At 58.9% G+C, this 15,414-nt stretch carries 15 protein-coding genes and 1 pseudogene; 2 read left to right on the forward strand and 14 right to left on the reverse strand.

The features are described from left to right. Positions 1–296: 296 nt before the first annotated feature. The 5 genes from KX729_RS13170 to KX729_RS13190 all read right to left on the reverse strand — a co-directional run bounded on the left by KX729_RS13170 (position 297) and on the right by KX729_RS13190 (position 4,136). Positions 297–1,370 (reverse strand): HlyD family secretion protein, encoded by a 1,074-nt coding sequence (locus tag KX729_RS13170; RefSeq protein WP_219742914.1) that lies wholly within the window; start codon positions 1,368–1,370, stop codon positions 297–299. Between the two features lie 30 nt (positions 1,371–1,400). Continuing rightward, complete coding sequence (locus KX729_RS13175) at positions 1,401–3,173, reverse strand: efflux MFS transporter permease (protein WP_219742915.1); 1,773 nt, start codon at positions 3,171–3,173, stop codon at positions 1,401–1,403. Further along, a complete protein-coding gene (locus KX729_RS13180) occupies positions 3,160–3,615 on the reverse strand; it encodes a MarR family winged helix-turn-helix transcriptional regulator (RefSeq protein ID WP_219742916.1) in 456 nt (151 codons plus the stop codon). The genes KX729_RS13175 and KX729_RS13180 overlap by 14 nt, the downstream gene beginning before the upstream one ends. A gap of 148 nt (positions 3,616–3,763) precedes the next feature. After that, positions 3,764–3,976 (reverse strand): hypothetical protein, encoded by a 213-nt coding sequence (locus KX729_RS13185; RefSeq protein WP_219742917.1) that lies wholly within the window; start codon positions 3,974–3,976, stop codon positions 3,764–3,766. A gap of 7 nt (positions 3,977–3,983) precedes the next feature. Then, positions 3,984–4,136, reverse strand: a complete 153-nt coding sequence (locus KX729_RS13190) for a hypothetical protein (RefSeq protein WP_219742918.1) — start codon at positions 4,134–4,136, stop codon at positions 3,984–3,986. 359 nt (positions 4,137–4,495) lie between these two features. On the opposite strand from KX729_RS13190, the gene pepT reads away from it, so the two are divergent. Beyond that, positions 4,496–5,731 carry a peptidase T gene (gene pepT / locus KX729_RS13195; protein ID WP_219742919.1) on the forward strand — a complete coding sequence of 412 codons (1,236 nt, stop codon included), beginning with the start codon at positions 4,496–4,498 and terminating at the stop codon, positions 5,729–5,731. A 324-nt stretch (positions 5,732–6,055) separates the two neighbouring features. Beyond that, on the forward strand, positions 6,056–7,651 hold the full coding sequence (locus KX729_RS13200; protein ID WP_219742920.1) for an ABC-F family ATP-binding cassette domain-containing protein: 1,596 nt from the start codon (positions 6,056–6,058) through the stop codon (positions 7,649–7,651). A 50-nt stretch (positions 7,652–7,701) separates the two neighbouring features. On the opposite strand, the gene KX729_RS13205 is transcribed toward KX729_RS13200, so the two are convergent. From KX729_RS13205 to KX729_RS13245, 9 genes and pseudogenes are all read right to left on the reverse strand, one after another. Continuing rightward, positions 7,702–8,247, reverse strand: coding sequence for an isochorismatase family protein (locus KX729_RS13205; RefSeq protein WP_219742921.1), 546 nt, complete (start codon positions 8,245–8,247; stop codon positions 7,702–7,704). Positions 8,248–8,325: 78 nt separating this feature from the next. Then, positions 8,326–8,598, reverse strand: coding sequence for a hypothetical protein (locus KX729_RS13210; RefSeq protein ID WP_219742922.1), 273 nt, complete (start codon positions 8,596–8,598; stop codon positions 8,326–8,328). Between the two features lie 146 nt (positions 8,599–8,744). Then, on the reverse strand, positions 8,745–9,524 hold the full coding sequence (locus tag KX729_RS13215; protein WP_219742923.1) for an SDR family oxidoreductase: 780 nt from the start codon (positions 9,522–9,524) through the stop codon (positions 8,745–8,747). A 171-nt stretch (positions 9,525–9,695) separates the two neighbouring features. Next, entirely contained in the window at positions 9,696–10,115 is a 420-nt protein-coding gene (locus KX729_RS13220; protein ID WP_219742924.1) for an HD domain-containing protein, read from the reverse strand. Positions 10,116–10,196: 81 nt separating this feature from the next. Next, a complete protein-coding gene (locus tag KX729_RS13225; RefSeq protein ID WP_219742925.1) occupies positions 10,197–10,571 on the reverse strand; it encodes a GFA family protein in 375 nt (124 codons plus the stop codon). A 48-nt stretch (positions 10,572–10,619) separates the two neighbouring features. Continuing rightward, positions 10,620–11,039, reverse strand: coding sequence for a pyridoxamine 5'-phosphate oxidase family protein (locus tag KX729_RS13230; RefSeq protein ID WP_219742926.1), 420 nt, complete (start codon positions 11,037–11,039; stop codon positions 10,620–10,622). Between the two features lie 92 nt (positions 11,040–11,131). Next, positions 11,132–12,508: an FAD-binding oxidoreductase gene (locus KX729_RS13235; protein WP_219742927.1), complete on the reverse strand. Its 1,377-nt coding sequence runs from the start codon at positions 12,506–12,508 to the stop codon at positions 11,132–11,134. Then, positions 12,505–14,163, reverse strand: a pseudogene (locus KX729_RS13240) (thiamine pyrophosphate-requiring protein); the annotation flags it as partial. The gene KX729_RS13235 and the pseudogene KX729_RS13240, both read right to left, overlap by 4 nt. 21 nt (positions 14,164–14,184) lie before the next feature. Beyond that, positions 14,185–15,414 carry an alpha-hydroxy acid oxidase gene (locus KX729_RS13245; protein WP_219742929.1) on the reverse strand — a complete coding sequence of 410 codons (1,230 nt, stop codon included), beginning with the start codon at positions 15,412–15,414 and terminating at the stop codon, positions 14,185–14,187.

Below are 15,414 nucleotides of genomic sequence, written 5' to 3' on the forward strand. Positions count from 1 at the left end.
CGGATCGCGCAATCGTACAGGTGATGAATAAAAACTCAAAAGGCCGCCACGTTTTTAGCCATTGCTCATGAGAATATGGCAAAAAGAGCACGCTTTCGACATGCCCAAATAGCTGTCGCAAACAGTGGCAGACAAGCCACAGCTTTATATCTCGTCGTTGTTGCTTGCCTCCACGATCGAAGCCGCCTCGGTTCGACCAAGCGGCCATTCCATTGAAAACACGCACAAAAATGAGGCAGCCTGCCGCCGGTGCGGCTTGATCGCCGAGAGTGGAAGATCAAAACAGAGGTTGGTGGTCAGCGTAGTTCCGCGGCCTGCGCAACACTTGCGCCATTTTGAGCGGTATCGACGCTGGCGACGACCGACATGCCGGGAACCAGCCTGCTGGTCAGTTGTTGTTGCGGATCGATGGCGATTCGCACAGGAACGCGCTGTGCGACCTTGGTGAAATTTCCCGTCGCATTGTCTGCCTTGATGACGGAAAACTCGGAGCCTGTCGCGGGAGCGAAACGTTCGATCTTGCCGGCGAATTGCTTGTGCCCGAGCGCATCGACGGTGAACGTCACCATCTGTCCCGGCAGCAAGCCTGAAAGCTGGGTCTCCTTAAAGTTGGCGACCACCCAGACCCGGTCGGGAACGACCGATCCAATCTGGGTTCCGACCGACACATATTGTCCGATACGGCCTGTCACTTCTCCGAGCGTGCCGTTCTGCGGCGCCGTGATGCGGGTGTTGGAAAGGTCGATTTCGGCGAGCTTCACGGCGGCCTTGGCGCTTTCCACACTCGCTTCCAGCGACTTGCGGCTCACGACGATCGTGTTCAGGTCCTGCTCCGACACCAGTTCGGCCGCCTCGGCCTGATGCACCGCCGCTTGCGCCTGGTTAAAAGCAGCACGATTCTTTTCCGCATCGCTTTGGGTGGCGATATTTTTCTCAAGGAGATTTTCGGTGCGCTCCAACGTGGCGCGGGCAGCTTCGAATGCGGCATTGGCGCTTTCGATCGCCGCCTTGGCGGATTGGATCTTTGCTTCTGCCGATTTGCGGCTCTGCTCGGAGTTGGAAAGGGAGGCATCTGCGGTAGCGAGTGTCGCCTTGGCCTGTTCCAGCTTCTGGGCATAGATGCGGTCATCGATCCTTGCGATGAGATCGCCTTCCTTGACCTTCTGATAATCCTGCACTGGAACCTCGACGAGGTAACCCGCGAGTTGGGGGCTGAGGAGCGTCACCTGGCCGCGCACATAGGCATCGTTTGTCGTTTCGATCGAGCCTCGGAAGGGCGGCAGGTTCCAGGCGTAAAGAACGATGAAGACGCCGGCAATGCCGGCAAGAAAGGCCACATAGGTTGCGACGGAGCGGAATACGGATTTCATTGTCTTGGCTTCTATTCTGGATTTCGGGGATCAGGCGGCCGGCGAAGCCTCGGGGGCCGCATTCGGGAAAAGGCGATGGCGATGATTCCATGCCACATTGACCAGCAGAACAGCGATAGCACCGACTGCCAGCAGGAAGGTTGCAAAGAAAGCGTCGTTATACGCGAGCACGTAAGCCTGAATCTGGACCTGCTTGGCCAGGAGGCTCGCTCCCTGCGCATTACGCTGGATGCTGTCGGGCGTGGTTTTCGCGTAGGCGCCAACATATTGCTGCAGCCGGGTCGAGACGAGCGGATCTGTCGAAACAAGCCGCGAGGCCATTATCGCCGAGTGATACTGCTCGCGTATCGTCACGAATGTGCCGAACAGCGCGCTGCCGATGAATGCGCCGACCTTTTGCGTGAACAGGAACACTGCGAAGAAGCTCAGGATATAGGACATGCCTCTTTTCATCGCAGCGGAAAAACCGACGGCCATGGCGGGTGGCAGAAACAGGCCGCTGCCAAAGGCGATCAGTGACTGGCTGAGAAACATCTGCTCCGGTCGTGTCAAGGCGGTGGAGTAGCTGTCCATCAGCGAGCCGGTCGCCAGAAGAACGAGCGCTACGAGATGAATGCCCGCCTCACGGCCCGGCTTCATGACGGCAGCACAGGCAAAACCGGACAGCACGCTGGCCGCCAGGATACACCAGTAAAGCCCGGCCATCTGTTCGTTGAACATACCGATCTGGCGCAGGAAATTGATCGCGCCGGTGGATTGTTCCGTGAGCAGAATACGAAAAACCAGCAGGACCCCGGCAAAATGGATGATCTCGCGTGAGGTGATCCAGCGAAAATCGACGAGGTTGTTCTTGCGGTTGAGCTCGATCATCGCTAGCAGGGCTGCGGTCACGATCGCAACGATGAGCAACCAGGCGATCCAGTCCGCTTCCAGCCACCAATAGAGCCGGCCCATGGTGAAGACGATCGCGAGACATCCCATCGATATGGCGAGAAGGCCGTAGTCGAGGATGTCCATCGACGAGATCACTCTGGCGCGCGGCGGCGAGGAGAGCGGCAGCACGTAAATGAAGCCGAAGGTGATCAATGCGAGGCCGAGTTCCAGAAGATAGAGACCACGGAGATCATTGGCGTCGAGCAGAGAGGGCGACAGGAGCCCTGCGAGCGGCGTTGAAAGTGCGAGGCCGGAAAGCGCCATGCAGAGCCCGATATTCAGCTTCTTCTCAGGCGGGAAGATTTCCAGCATGTAGAGAAAGGCGACCGACGAAATGGGAGCGGCTGCCGCGCCGGCAAGGAAGCGCAGCAGAATGTCCATGCTCAGATCGTCAACCCACAAATGCGCGAAGCAGACAAGCAGGTAGGGAATGATGGCGATCTCGCAGAAATTGCGAATGCCGTATTGCGTGCGAATCTTGAAGAGGATCAGGCCGAGGCTGACATTTGGAAACAGGTAAGCGGCCATCAGCCACGAAGCTTCAGTCTGGGTGGCTTCGAGAGGGCCGGCAAGCTGTTGCAAGTTGAGCGATATCAGGCTGGTGCCGAGGCCCTGCATGACTGCGGCCGTCAGGGATGCCAATACATAGGCGAGCGCGACAAGTGGCGGCTTGGGCACAAAGACAAGCGGTGGAGCTGAAGGGGGCGCAGCCGGCGTCGTCGGCTGTGGGGGCACAGGGGCAGGGATTGCCTCGGGCTCCGGCTGCGTTTCATTGGCTCGAAAGGTTTCGGCCGGCTTGCCGTTTTCGCGGGATTCCGACCTTTCAAGCATCTTGTCTTCTATTCTGGCTGCGGCCTCACGCGGGGACATCAATGTCCTCCAGATCGGTGACATTGGCCGAAATGCGTTCCAGCAGCTCAACGGCGGCGTGGAGTTCGTGGGGATCGATGTCGGCAAAGATCTGTTCGCGCATGCGATCGGCAATGGAACGCACGAGCGCGGCTTGCTCCTCGCCGTAGGGCGTCAGCACCAGCAGCTTGACGCGGCGGTCATTGGCATCGGGTCGGCGTTCGATCAGGCCGTTTTCTTCCATTCGGTCGAGAAGCCTGACCATCGTTGCCTGCTCGAGCTCCAATTCGCAGGCAAGCTCGCTTTGGGTCATGTTCTGCTTCTTGGCCAACCGGAAAAGCGCGCGGGCACGCGGATACGTCAGGCCGTGCGCAGTGACCTGTTGATTAAAAGCCGTGCGAATCTTGCGGCTCACCTTGGTGAGTGATTCCAGAAAATCAGAGGCGATTGGATCAGGCTTCATGGCTTGCTTAATATTAGTGTGCTAAGTTTATGTCTGGATAATTAGCACGCAAACTATTTCATTTCAAGGGCGGCCGTGTGCGTAGCAGCAATCTTTTTGCGGTGCATAAAAAGCTGGTTTGATGTCTGGCCACCCGTGCATAGTGAGCCTATGCGCTATGCTGGTCTGGAGCCGCGATCTCGTCGATCGGCTGGTCCATGTAGCCCTGTATCCAGATGGACAATAGCTGGGGGTGGTCCAGGAAGGGGCTGACCAAGACAGACCGCCCCTCCATGCCTGCCAGTTCGCCATCCTGGTAGATGGCCATGATTTCGTCTTCCGTCAGTCCATCAATCAGCGGCGGGTTCTGATCTTGGACCATCTGCTACCTATCCCTGGATGACGACGAGAGGGGGAGGGGGCAATGTCAGCGCCTCGGCAAGCAGCGACGAAAACTGAGCCAGTTCCTCATCGGAAAGCTCCGGTAATTCTGCTTTCTGCATCATCGCTTCATCTTCGGCATATTCAGGTTTCGAAAGCAACGTTATCCCCTACGGCGAGGTCATACTATATAAATTTATCCCTATTGTAGCATCACCCATTTAGGGGAGAACATAGACTATAGCGCGATTCACAGACTATTTTTGATGGCTCCATCGATTAGAGGTTGTGAAAACTCTACTCTAAATCGCATTTTTCGAGGTGTAGGCCGCTATCGGCACTTAGGCAAGCATCTGATCCGTTACCGACAGCGCTGGTATCCCTGTAGTTTTTGCAAGCTGGAGGCGAACTGGCGGTTATGTCTCTGAACGGGTGGCGCAGCACGCTTTTGCGCTTCACGCCTGCATCCCTCCCGGTTACAACTTCCCGGTCCTCAAATCACGAATACGGATTTCATCTCATGGCCGATAACGTTACCGATCGTTTTCTCCGTTATGTCGTCATCGATACCCAGTCGGATGCGAAATCGCCGACGCAGCCATCGACAATGAAACAGCGCAATCTGGGTGTGCTGCTTGCCGCCGAACTGAAGGCTATCGGCGTTACCGATGCCCATCTGGACGAACATGGCTATGTCTACGGAACGATCCCGGCGACGACATCGAAGAACAATGTTCCGGTCATCTGTTTTACGGCTCACATGGATACGGCGCCCGATTTTTCCGGGACCAATGTCAAGCCGCAGATCGTCAAGAACTATCAGGGCGGCGACATCCAGCTCGTCGGCGATCAAAGCCAGGTCATCCGCGTTGCCGAACACCCGGTCCTGAAAGACCTGATCGGCCACGATATCGTCACGACCGACGGCACGACATTGCTTGGCGCCGACGACAAGGCCGGTATCGCAGAAATCATGACGGCGACCGAATTCCTGATCAACAATCCGGAAATCAAGCACGGCGCGATCCGTATCCTGTTCACGACCGACGAAGAAATCGGCCGCGGCGTCGACAAGGTGGACTTCAAGAAGCTCGGCGCGGATTTCGCCTATACGCTGGATGGTGAAACCGCCGGCACGATCGAAGATGAAACCTTCTCCGCCGATGCCGTTGAGATCGATATCAAGGGTGTGGCGATGCATCCGGGTTTCGCCTTCGGCAAGATGGAGAACGCCATCCGCATCCTCGGCGCTATCATCGATCGCCTGCCGAAGGATCAGGGACCCGAGACCACCAAGGGCCGTGATGGGTTCATTCACCCGACGGGTGTGTCAGGTGTAATGGAAAAGGCCAACCTCGCTTTCATTATCCGTGATTTCACAGTTGCGGGACTGAAAACAAAGGAGGCACTGCTCGAACAGATCACCAAGGACGTGCTGACCGCCTATCCTGGGTCCAGCTATTCGTTCAAGATCCGCGAACAGTATCGCAATATGAAGGAAATCCTCGACCAAAATCCGGAAATTGTCGAATATGCGGTCGAAGCAATCCGCCGGGCCGGCATGGAGCCGGTGCGCGGCAGCATCCGAGGCGGTACAGACGGCTCGCGCCTTTCATTCATGGGCTTGCCGACCCCCAATCTCTTCGCCGGTGGCCACGCTTTCCACTCGCCGCTGGAATTCGTTTCCAGCCAGGATATGGAAAAAGCCGTCAAGACTGTCGTCGAACTGGCAAAGCTCTGGGAGGAGCGGGCTTAACGGTCTGTTCTGAAAAGAGCAGTCCTGACCACATATCCGCAGTGACTGTGCAGGTATTCGCGTTTGTGCACGTACCCAAAAAAGGTCACTGCCAAGATAGGCAATGTTCCAAGGATTGTGATTAAATGTTCTTGAGGCCTTCTCCTGTGGCCTCGTGTCCTCCCGACGGGAACCCCTCGCACTACCCCGCGAGGGTTCTCCTCGTCTTGAATCCCCCACATTTCCTCGGTACGAGATCGCCATCCGCAGCACCAACAGGACGGTTTGAAATGGATTCTACCTCGATCGCAGCGCCGCTTCGCCTTGCAATCCGGGATTCCATTCATGCCATCCATTACGCTCGCAAATCTTTCATGGTCCACGCCTGACGGCCGACCACTCTTTTCCAATCTTAACCTGAGTTTTGGCGCAGAGCGCGTAGGACTTGTCGGCCGAAATGGCGTTGGCAAGACGACACTTCTGAAGCTGATCGCCGGCGAGCTTCTACCCACGGCCGGTACGATCGCGATCACCGGTACGTTCGAAATCTTGCGCCAAAGCGTTCAGATCGGCGCCGAAGAAACCGTTGCCGGCCTGTTTGGCGCAGGTCACGCTCTTCAGATACTTCGTCGTTCCGAACGGGGTGAGGCTACGACGGAGGAGCTCGCCGAAGTCGACTGGACGCTTGAGGCCCGTATGGCGGAAGCTCTGGCGCGTGCCGGCCTGCCGGCGGAGGCGGATACGCCGCTCGCGACGCTATCCGGCGGACAGCGCACCCGCGCCGGGCTTGCGGCTCTCATCTTCCATTCGCCCGATTTCCTGATCCTCGATGAGCCGACCAACAACCTCGATCGTGACGGCCGGAGCGCAGTGATCGACCTTGTCGCAGGCTGGAAAGGTGGGGCGATCATCGTCAGCCACGATCGCGAGCTTCTCGATACGGTTGATGCGATCATCGAACTGACGACGCTTAGCTCTGCCCGATATGGCGGAAACTGGAGCCATTACCGCGAGCGCAAGGCACTCGAACTGGCCGCAGCCGAACACGATCTGGCCGACGCCGAGAAGCGTATCTCTGAGGTCAATCGCACGGCTCAGGAAATGGTCGAACGAAAGGCTCGAAAGGATGGCGTCGGTAAAAAGAAGGCGGCAAGGGGCGATATGCCACGCATCATTGCCGGTGGGCTGAAGCGCAAGGCCGAAAATACCAGCGGCGAAAATGCGCGGCTGGCAGAGCGCTTGCGTGGTCAGGCGTCGGAAGATGTGTCGACCGCCCGCGACAAGATCGAGATTCTCCAGCCGCTGGCCGTATCATTGCGATCGACCGGACTGCCGGCGAGCCGTATCGTTCTGAGGATCGAGAATGTTCGTGCGGGATATGATCCAGAAAAGCCCGTGCTACGCGATCTTTCGCTGGAAATCGTCGGCCCGGAGCGTGTCGCTTTAACGGGGCCGAATGGCTCTGGCAAGACGACGGTTCTCTCATTGATCTCAGGCGCTTTGCAGCCTCTGTCCGGTTCCATCAGCGCGCTTGCCAAAACCGCAATGCTGGATCAACGAGTGAGTTTGCTCGATCCCGCGCTATCGATCCGCGACAATTTCCGACGCCTCAATCCGAACTCCGACGAGAACGCCTGCCGGGCGGCATTGGCGCGCTTCATGTTTCGTGCCGATGCGGCGTTGCAGATCGTCGGCACATTGTCCGGTGGACAGATGTTACGGGCGGGATTGGCCTGCGTACTTGGCGGAAACGAGCCGCCTTCGCTTCTCATTCTCGACGAGCCGACCAATCATCTGGATATAGATTCCATCGCGGCGGTGGAGGCGGGTTTGCGGGCTTATGATGGAGCGCTTCTGGTCGTCAGCCATGACGAAGTGTTTCTAAGCGAGATCGGTATCACACGCCGGTTTGAACTCGATGGTGTTGGCATTCGACGATGAAGCTGACGCCCGATCGGCTACGACGGCGGTCAGGCCACAGAGTTTTAGGATCAGGACGCCGTCAAAGCATCCGTTGTAACCATATTGACGCCGGCTTCGGCGAACTGCGCGTTATAGCGATTAATGATGGAAGAAGCGGGCTCGCCCGGCTGATCAAGCGTGCTGTGTGCGTCGGATATGACGGTAACCTTCAGCCCGTTGGCGATTGCGCCCTGTACGGTACCGGCAACACAAAAATCCGTCTGGGCGCCGAGCAGGATCACTTCGGACGCATTGAGTTCAGCGAGCCAGGCACCAAGCTTCGGATTGCTGAAAGAGTTTCGGACTGTTTTGGAAAATGTCGGTTCTTCACCATTCTGACCGAGTGCCGGCCAGACGGGCCAACCCGGTTCTCCGGGGGCTAAAGGATCCCCTTCCGGGCCGTCATGACGGATGAAGGCGACCTTGCGGCCCTCGCGCCGCGCCCATTCGATCACCTTGCAGGTGCGTGCGGCGATCGTGTCGGCCACATGGATCGGCGGCTCAACAGCGCCATCGAACATGTTTGTCTGCAAGTCGATGACGATGACGGGAGCAAAATCTGCCGGTTTTTGCATAACGGTCTCCTGCGCATGGGGCTCAAAGCCACTTTAAACGCAGAAGATCTGAAGCTTCAACCGGCAGATATTCTGATATCAGCGGCAAACCCGCGTCGTCTTCACGACCAGGTGGCCATTGCGATAGCTGCGGACCTTTTTGGTCATGCAGCTATGACGCGGGCGCTGCCAGTCGCGGACATGACGCGGACGTTCGCGTTCGCGATAGTAGCGCGGACGATCATGCTGGCGGTGATAACGCGGGCCGTCGCCGGTGGTAATGGTAACGCTTGCGCCCTGAGCATAGCTTGCCGGGGCAAACGCGAAAATGGAAGTCACGGCAAGGGCCGTTGCGATGATAAGGTTCTTCATGGGTGTAACCTCGTGTTTTTGTACGGGGATTGAACGCCTGCCGACGAGGCGGGTTCCAGAGATCAGTCGGTTTGGGACTTAAGTCCGGGGGTCTATGGACTTTCGGTTTACGCTTGCCATAGAGGCGTTTGGACGAAGGTCCGGCTTTATCGCAGGAGGCCCTGCCCTCCGTCCACATAGATCGGCGTACCCGTCACGTGCTTAGACCGCTGGGATGCCAGGAAAAGGATAACATCTGCGACTTCGTCGCTCTCGCCAGCCTTGCCGCCGGTGATCGGAATATCCCCTTCAGGATATTTCACCGGCACTGCGGTTTCTTTTGCGCCGCGCACTTTGGTGTTGTCGTTGATCTGCGTATCGATGGCGCCCGGGCAGACCGCGTTTACTCTGATACGGTGTTTTCCGAGTTCCAGCGCCAGTTGCTGGACGATCGCCACTTGCGCGGCTTTGGTGGCCACATAAGCCGTGGCGCCCGGTGTCGTGAAGGTGCGGTTGCCATTGATCGAGGAGACCACGACCACTGAGCCGCCTTGCTTCTTCAAATGCGGTACGGTGGCATGAAAGGTAAGATAGGTGCCGCGCAGGTTGACGGCGATCGTCTGGTCGAATTCGTCCGGCTTGAGATCGTCGACCGGTGCCCAGACGCCGTTGATGCCGGCATTTGCCACGACGATATCCAGCCGCCCGAACGTCTCGGCGAGTTTGTCCACGGCATTTTGCATCTGGGTGGCATTGGAAACGTCGGCTTCGAGAACCAGCGCCTTGCCGCCGGTCCGCTCAATCTCACGAGCAGTACGTTCGATCTCATCAAGGGTGTGGCCGAGCACGCCGATGCTCGCACCTTCCTTCGCAAGCTTCAATGCTGCAGCCTTGCCGATACCGGACCCGGCACCCGTGACCAATGCGACCTGAGATTTGAGTTCCATGAGCCCATCCTGCTTTATCCGCGGCCTTTTCGCGGCCCGCGGAAACGAACGGAAGAGCAGTCCGGGAGTTCCTGGAGCCGTTCCGCTTTTTGTGGAATTGAGTAACAGCTCTAAGTCTTTGTTTTACGCAATTCCAGACGCAAACCGCTTTCCGCCTTTGCTGGAATTGCTCTAACCGTCCGGATATTCTTCGTTGAGGATGCGCAGCCCCTCTGCAAATTTCGACCCGTCTCCGCCCATTTGGCGCATCTGGGCGAGGTTGTCGGTGAGATCCGCACGCTTCACACTCCGTGCCAGCGGGTTCTTGATCGAGCGGCGGACGAAGGCGAAATATTCCTCGCCGTCGCGCTTGCTCATGGCATCGACCGCATCGACCACCCGTTCAGAAAAGCCTTCCTGCAGTAAGCGGTCAAAGGTCCAGCCAGCGCCTTTCTCCACGACATCGTGCAGCCAACCGACCAGTCTTTCGTCTTCGCCGGAAACGCCTTCCGCGACACGTCGTACATGATCGATGAAAGGGCCGCCTGTCTTGGAAGATTGACCTTGGTGGGCCTCAGTTGCAATCCCTATCGCCTTTTCAAGCAAATCCATGATCCGAATCTCCTAAAATATCGGCGGCAGTCTATAACGCGCGAGAATGACGGCAATGCGTTGTATTCTCCGTCATGCGGCTCAGCGGCGATCTTCCTCGAATTGCGGCATGTCGAGCTGGGGAAGCCAGTTTTCCCGCCTCTTCACCCAGACTTCATAGGTAGGTTCGAGGTCGGTCGGCGCCATGTCGAGCGAACCGACGCGGATTTCGACTTCATCGCCATCGCTCTCATTATACACACGCGAACCACATTCAGGGCAGAAGCCCCGGCCCTGGAAGAACTTGACCTCGCCACTCGTCTCAAAGGCATTCCGTGGCCAGATGCCGAAGGTGACGAAGCTCGAACCGCTCTCCTTGCGGCAATCGGCGCAATGACAAAGGCCTATCCTCACGGGTGCGTCCCTGACGTTGTATTGCACCTTGCCGCACAGGCAACTTCCGGACCGGATGATCATCCTGCGTTCCTCCTCACTGTCCGCGCATTCGAGATTGGCCCTAGGCTTTTAGTTCACCGTGAGTTCGCCATTGTCCTCGCCGTTCCAATAGTGGATGCGCTCGGCATGGACCTTGATCATCGCGAGGCCCTTTGTGTCGATGCCATCTGCGAACCATTCGTCGAGATCGGGCGTCCAATGTTCCTCGAACTGCTTCTTGTCGTGGATGACTTCTGCTTTGCCTTCAACAGCAACCGAAAACATATTCGATCCCTGAAAGGTCAAAGAGACCTTTGGGTCCCGCTTGATGTCGTCGATCATTCGGGATTCATCCCAAGTGAAATAACAGGAATCGCCGTCGTAATCGACCTCGCGATTATTGCTCATCGGGCGGGCGGCGATGGCGCCACCATCGGTATGGGTGGCGAGCATGGCGATATCGATATCGCGCATCTTTTCAGACAGATCGGAAAGGCTCATGCCGGACATTCTGGCCTCCTTCTATTGAGCGAGACCAGAACAGCAACCGAAAGGATTCGTTCCGCCGGGGAACACGCAGCTCACCGCATTGCTTGCCGGAATTAATCCACCTGCCCGAGTTTCCCGGGATTCATGATGCCCTTCGGATCGATCGCTGCCTTGATCGCATTCATCATATCGACCGCATCGCCATGTTCGCGGCGCAAATATTTAAGCTTCGAGATGCCGATCCCGTGTTCGCCGCTGAACGTGCCGCCCATGTCCATGGCGCGCTGGTAGAGCCGTTCCGCAAGCCGTTCGGCTTCTGCCAGCTCTTCCGGAATTTCCGGCTTGATCAGATAGCCGACATGAAAATTACCGTCGCCGACATGGCCTATGATCTTGCCCATCACAAAGGAAGCGTCGATGTCCTCGCGTGCCGCCATGACGGCATCGGCCAGCCGCGAGATAGGCACGCAGACATCGGTGGTGAAAGCCTTGCAGCCGGGCCGCAGCGTCTGGTTGGAATAAATCGTCTCGTGGCGCGCCTTCCACAGCCGTTCGCGATCTTCGGTGCGGGTCGACCATTGGAAGTCGGAGCCTCCCAAATCGGCGGCAAGTTCGGCCACTGTGTTCGACTGCTCCTCCACCCAGCGCGGGCTGCCGTGGAATTCGAGGAAGAGGGTAGGGGCGACCTTCAGCGTCAGGCCGGCATGATGGTTGGCAGCTTCGACGGCCACCTCATCGAGGAATTCGATACGGGCAACCGGGATGCCGCTCTGGATCGTCGCAACGACGGTCTCGACAGCACCGCGCATGGTCTCGAACGTGCAGACGGCGGAAGCGATGGTTTCCGGGATCGGATGCAGCTTGACGGTGACTTCGGTGATGACGCCGAGCGTGCCTTCCGCGCCGACGAAAAGCTTGGTCAGGTCGTAGCCGGTCGAAGACTTCTTAGTCCGCCGGCCGGTGGTGATGATCTTGCCCTGCGGGGTGACGACACGCAGCGCCAGCACGTTCTCCCGCATCGTGCCGTATCGAACGGCCGTAGTGCCGGAAGCTCGCGTCGAAGCCATGCCCCCGAGCGAGGCATCCGCGCCGGGATCGATCGGGAAGAACAGGCCGGTATCACGGATATGGGCGTTGAGCTGCTTGCGAGTGACGCCGGCCTGAACCTGCACGTCAGAATCCTCATGATTGACCGCAACGATCTGGTTCAGGCGGGTGAGGTCGAGCGAGATGCCGCCTTTCAGTGGGATCGTGTGGCCCTCCATCGAGGAGCCCGCCGCAAACGGCGTCACCGGAATGCCGGCCTCGAAACACGCCGAGACGACGCGGGCCACCTCGTCCTCGTTTTCTGCGAAGACCACCGCATCCGGCAGCCGCGTTGGTTGCCGGGACATATCGTGACCGTGGTGTTCGCGCACCGCTTCGGTGGTCGAAAGCCGATCGCCGAAATGCAACTTCAGCGCATCGAGCGTGGATTGCAGCGAGGTCATTTCTTCTCACCCGTCAGCATGCGGTGGTAACGCGACCGGGCAATCTCCTGCGCGGTGATGAATTCGAGCAGGACCGGCACGCCCTTCTGCGTCTGTTCGATACCGCGCTTGATGGCCGGGATGATCTCCGCCGGGTCGGTGACCCGCTCGCCGTACCCGCCGAGCGCGCGGGCGAAGGCGGCGTAATCGCCGGAAATATCGGTCGAGCGGTACTTTTCCGTCGAGACCTTCATGATCGGCAGTTCCATCGCCATGGAGAAATTGTTGAGCAGGATGGACATGATGGGCAGGCGCTCGCGCACTGCCGTCTCGAAGTCCATGCCGGTAAAACCGATCGCCGCGTCGCCCCAGACATTGATGCAGAGCTTGTCCGGATGCATCAGCTTGGCGCCCATTGCTAGGCCGAGGCCGTAACCGAGCTGGGTGGACTTGCCCCAGCCGATATAGGTCAGCGGCTTCACCGATTTCCAGAAGGGCGAAAGCTGGTCGCGCGGGCTGCCGGCATCGTGGGTGATAATCGTGTTCTCGATATCGACCGTATGCTGCAGGTCCCAAAGCACGCGGTAGGGAGAGAGCGGCTTCGAGTCGGAAGTGAGTTTCGGCATCCATTCGGACAGCCATTCTTCCTGCACCTTGGCGATTTCTGCTGCGACTTCCGCGCTGTCGCGCTGGGCAGTATTGCGAGCCTTGAGTTCGGCAAGCACCGCATCGAGAGTCAGCGCTGCATCGCCGATCAACGCCACCTTGGCTTCGAGATCCTTGTTGACGTGGTCCGGATCGAGCGTGGCGTGGATGACCGTCTTGTCGAGGGGCATCTGCACGCCGAAGGCGGTTTCGGTGAAGGAGCAGCCGATGCCGAAGATTACGTCCGACGTGTCAAGGAAATGCCGGAGCGTCTTGGAGATTGCCGCACCGCCGGCGCCGATAGAAAGCGGATGGGTTTCCGGGAAGGCGCTCTTGCCTTCGAGACTGGTTGAGACCGGCAGAGCCAGGAGTTCCGCGAGCTCCTTCACCTGCGGCCAGGCTTCGGCATAGTGCACGCCTTGGCCGACATAAAGAACCGGGCGCTTGGCAGCGAGCAACAGATCGACGGCTTCCTTGACCGCAGCCGGGTCCGGCCCGTAGCGTGTGGCGAGGACCGGGCGATAGTTCAGCGGTTCCGGTACCTCGTCCTGCCACATGTCGTTCGGGATTTCGATCAGCACCGGCCCGCCTCGGCCGTTGCGCAGCTTCGAGAAAGCGCGGCGGAAGATGTTGGGAATTTCTTCTGCCGAGGTGATCGGCTCGGCGGATTTGGTGATGTCGCGCATCGAGCGGGTCGCATTGTAATTGGCGCCGACATGCGCGACGCGGCGCTCGTAGCCCATCGGCAGAACCAGCAGCGGCACCGATTCCGAATAGGCCTGGGCGATGCCGCCATAGGCGTTTTCCGTGCCGGGACCGAGCTGCATGGCGAAGACGCCGATCGTCTTGCCGGAAGAAAGCCGCGACATGGCATCGGCCATATGTAGGCCATGGCGTTCCTGACGGACGATGATCGGGCGAATGTCGCCCATGGCCGCATGTTCGAGAACGTGGTTCACGGGATAACCGCAAATAATCTCGATCCCTTCGCGCTTCAGGATTTCGATGATGGCGTCTGCGACTTTCATGGACTTCCCCTCCCGGGAACGATGTCAGGTGCGAATTTGGAAATTGTCTGCCGTCCAGGCGCCGGGATGGCGCACGGGCGCATGGCGGGCCTCGTCCGAGCTTAACAGCCCGTTCTGGCCGAGCGCGATGCGATATTCTTCGATGAAGGCCTGCGCCATATGCGTGGCGCCGTGATCTCCCAACGCTGCAAGCCCCAGCATGAAGGCACGGCCGGCAAAACAGGAATTCGCGCCGCATGCCAGCGCCCTAAGCATATCGACGCCGGAAACGACGCCGCTGTCGAAGAGGACTGTGCCGCGCGTGCCGATAGTGCGGGTGATCTCCGGCAGCACGTCGATCGTCGCGGGCGCAGCATCGAACTGCCGTCCGCCATGGTTCGAGACGACCACTCCGTTCAGCCCAAGCGACAACGCCTTTACCGCATCCGCCGGATGCATAACCCCCTTGACGATCATAGGCCCGGTCCATTTGTCGCGGATGCGGGCGATCTGCTCCCAGGGGAAGCCGCCGCCGATATGTTTCTGTACGAAGGCGGACGTGGTCACCCGGTCCGGCGCTCCGGCGAAACCGGCCATGTTGGCGAAGGTCGGCATGCCCATGCGGCGGATCGCATCGAGCCAGAAAGGGGCCATCGCTGCCGCCATCATCGTCTTCGGGGTCAGCCGGAATGGCATGGTGAGACCGTTGCGAAGATCGCGCGGCCGCTTGGCGCGCACCGGCACGTCCAGCGTCGCGACCAGAACCTTTGCCCCGGCCACGCGGGCGCGTTCGGCCATTTCCAGAGAATATTGGTGGGTGTTCGGCGCCATCGGATAGAGCTGGAACCAGGTGACGTCAGGTGCCCATTCCACCACCTTTTCGATCGTCGAACAGGCGAGCGTGCCGACCATATAGGGAATGTTATGCGCCTGCGCCGCCTTGGCGAAGCGCTCAGTTGCGCCCGGCCACATCATCCCGTCGAAGCCGATCGGCGAGATGCCGATCGGTGCCGCGTAGCGCCGGCCGAAGAGTTCGACCGACGTATCGACCTTCGATACGTCAATGCCGTAACGCGGCACGACCTCGACCGCCTTCAGGGCAGAGCGATTGCGGTTCAGCCCGGTTTCGTCGCCCGCGCCGCCCTGCAGGAACTCGTAGGCGAAACGCGGGATGCGCCATTTCGCCCGCTTTTCGAGGTCGCCGACCATCGGATAACGCCGGCGGAATTCCGCCAGCGTCTCAAGTTTTGCGTCGTCTCCTGCTCCTCCCGCCAT

It is taken from the genome of Neorhizobium populisoli, from assembly GCF_019430945.1.
GTDB classification, from domain to species: Bacteria; Pseudomonadota; Alphaproteobacteria; order Rhizobiales; family Rhizobiaceae; genus Neorhizobium; species Neorhizobium populisoli.

Excerpts from the sequence above, each read along its gene's own strand:
- KX729_RS13210 (WP_219742922.1), bottom strand. The coding sequence starts at position 8,598 with ATGAAGAACCTTATCATCGCAACGGCCCTTGCCGTGACTTCCATTTTC.
- KX729_RS13230 (WP_219742926.1), bottom strand. The coding sequence starts at position 11,039 with ATGTCCGGCATGAGCCTTTCCGATCTGTCTGAAAAGATGCGCGATATC.
- KX729_RS13200 (WP_219742920.1), top strand. The coding sequence starts at position 6,056 with ATGCCATCCATTACGCTCGCAAATCTTTCATGGTCCACGCCTGACGGC.
- KX729_RS13180 (WP_219742916.1), bottom strand. The coding sequence starts at position 3,615 with ATGAAGCCTGATCCAATCGCCTCTGATTTTCTGGAATCACTCACCAAG.
- KX729_RS13185 (WP_219742917.1), bottom strand. The coding sequence starts at position 3,976 with ATGGTCCAAGATCAGAACCCGCCGCTGATTGATGGACTGACGGAAGAC.
- KX729_RS13170 (WP_219742914.1), bottom strand. The coding sequence starts at position 1,370 with ATGAAATCCGTATTCCGCTCCGTCGCAACCTATGTGGCCTTTCTTGCC.
- KX729_RS13205 (WP_219742921.1), bottom strand. The coding sequence starts at position 8,247 with ATGCAAAAACCGGCAGATTTTGCTCCCGTCATCGTCATCGACTTGCAG.
- pepT (WP_219742919.1), top strand. The coding sequence starts at position 4,496 with ATGGCCGATAACGTTACCGATCGTTTTCTCCGTTATGTCGTCATCGAT.
- KX729_RS13175 (WP_219742915.1), bottom strand. The coding sequence starts at position 3,173 with ATGTCCCCGCGTGAGGCCGCAGCCAGAATAGAAGACAAGATGCTTGAA.
- KX729_RS13235 (WP_219742927.1), bottom strand. The coding sequence starts at position 12,508 with ATGACCTCGCTGCAATCCACGCTCGATGCGCTGAAGTTGCATTTCGGC.
- KX729_RS13225 (WP_219742925.1), bottom strand. The coding sequence starts at position 10,571 with ATGATCATCCGGTCCGGAAGTTGCCTGTGCGGCAAGGTGCAATACAAC.
- KX729_RS13245 (WP_219742929.1), bottom strand. The coding sequence starts at position 15,414 with ATGGCGGGAGGAGCAGGAGACGACGCAAAACTTGAGACGCTGGCGGAA.
- KX729_RS13220 (WP_219742924.1), bottom strand. The coding sequence starts at position 10,115 with ATGGATTTGCTTGAAAAGGCGATAGGGATTGCAACTGAGGCCCACCAA.
- KX729_RS13215 (WP_219742923.1), bottom strand. The coding sequence starts at position 9,524 with ATGGAACTCAAATCTCAGGTCGCATTGGTCACGGGTGCCGGGTCCGGT.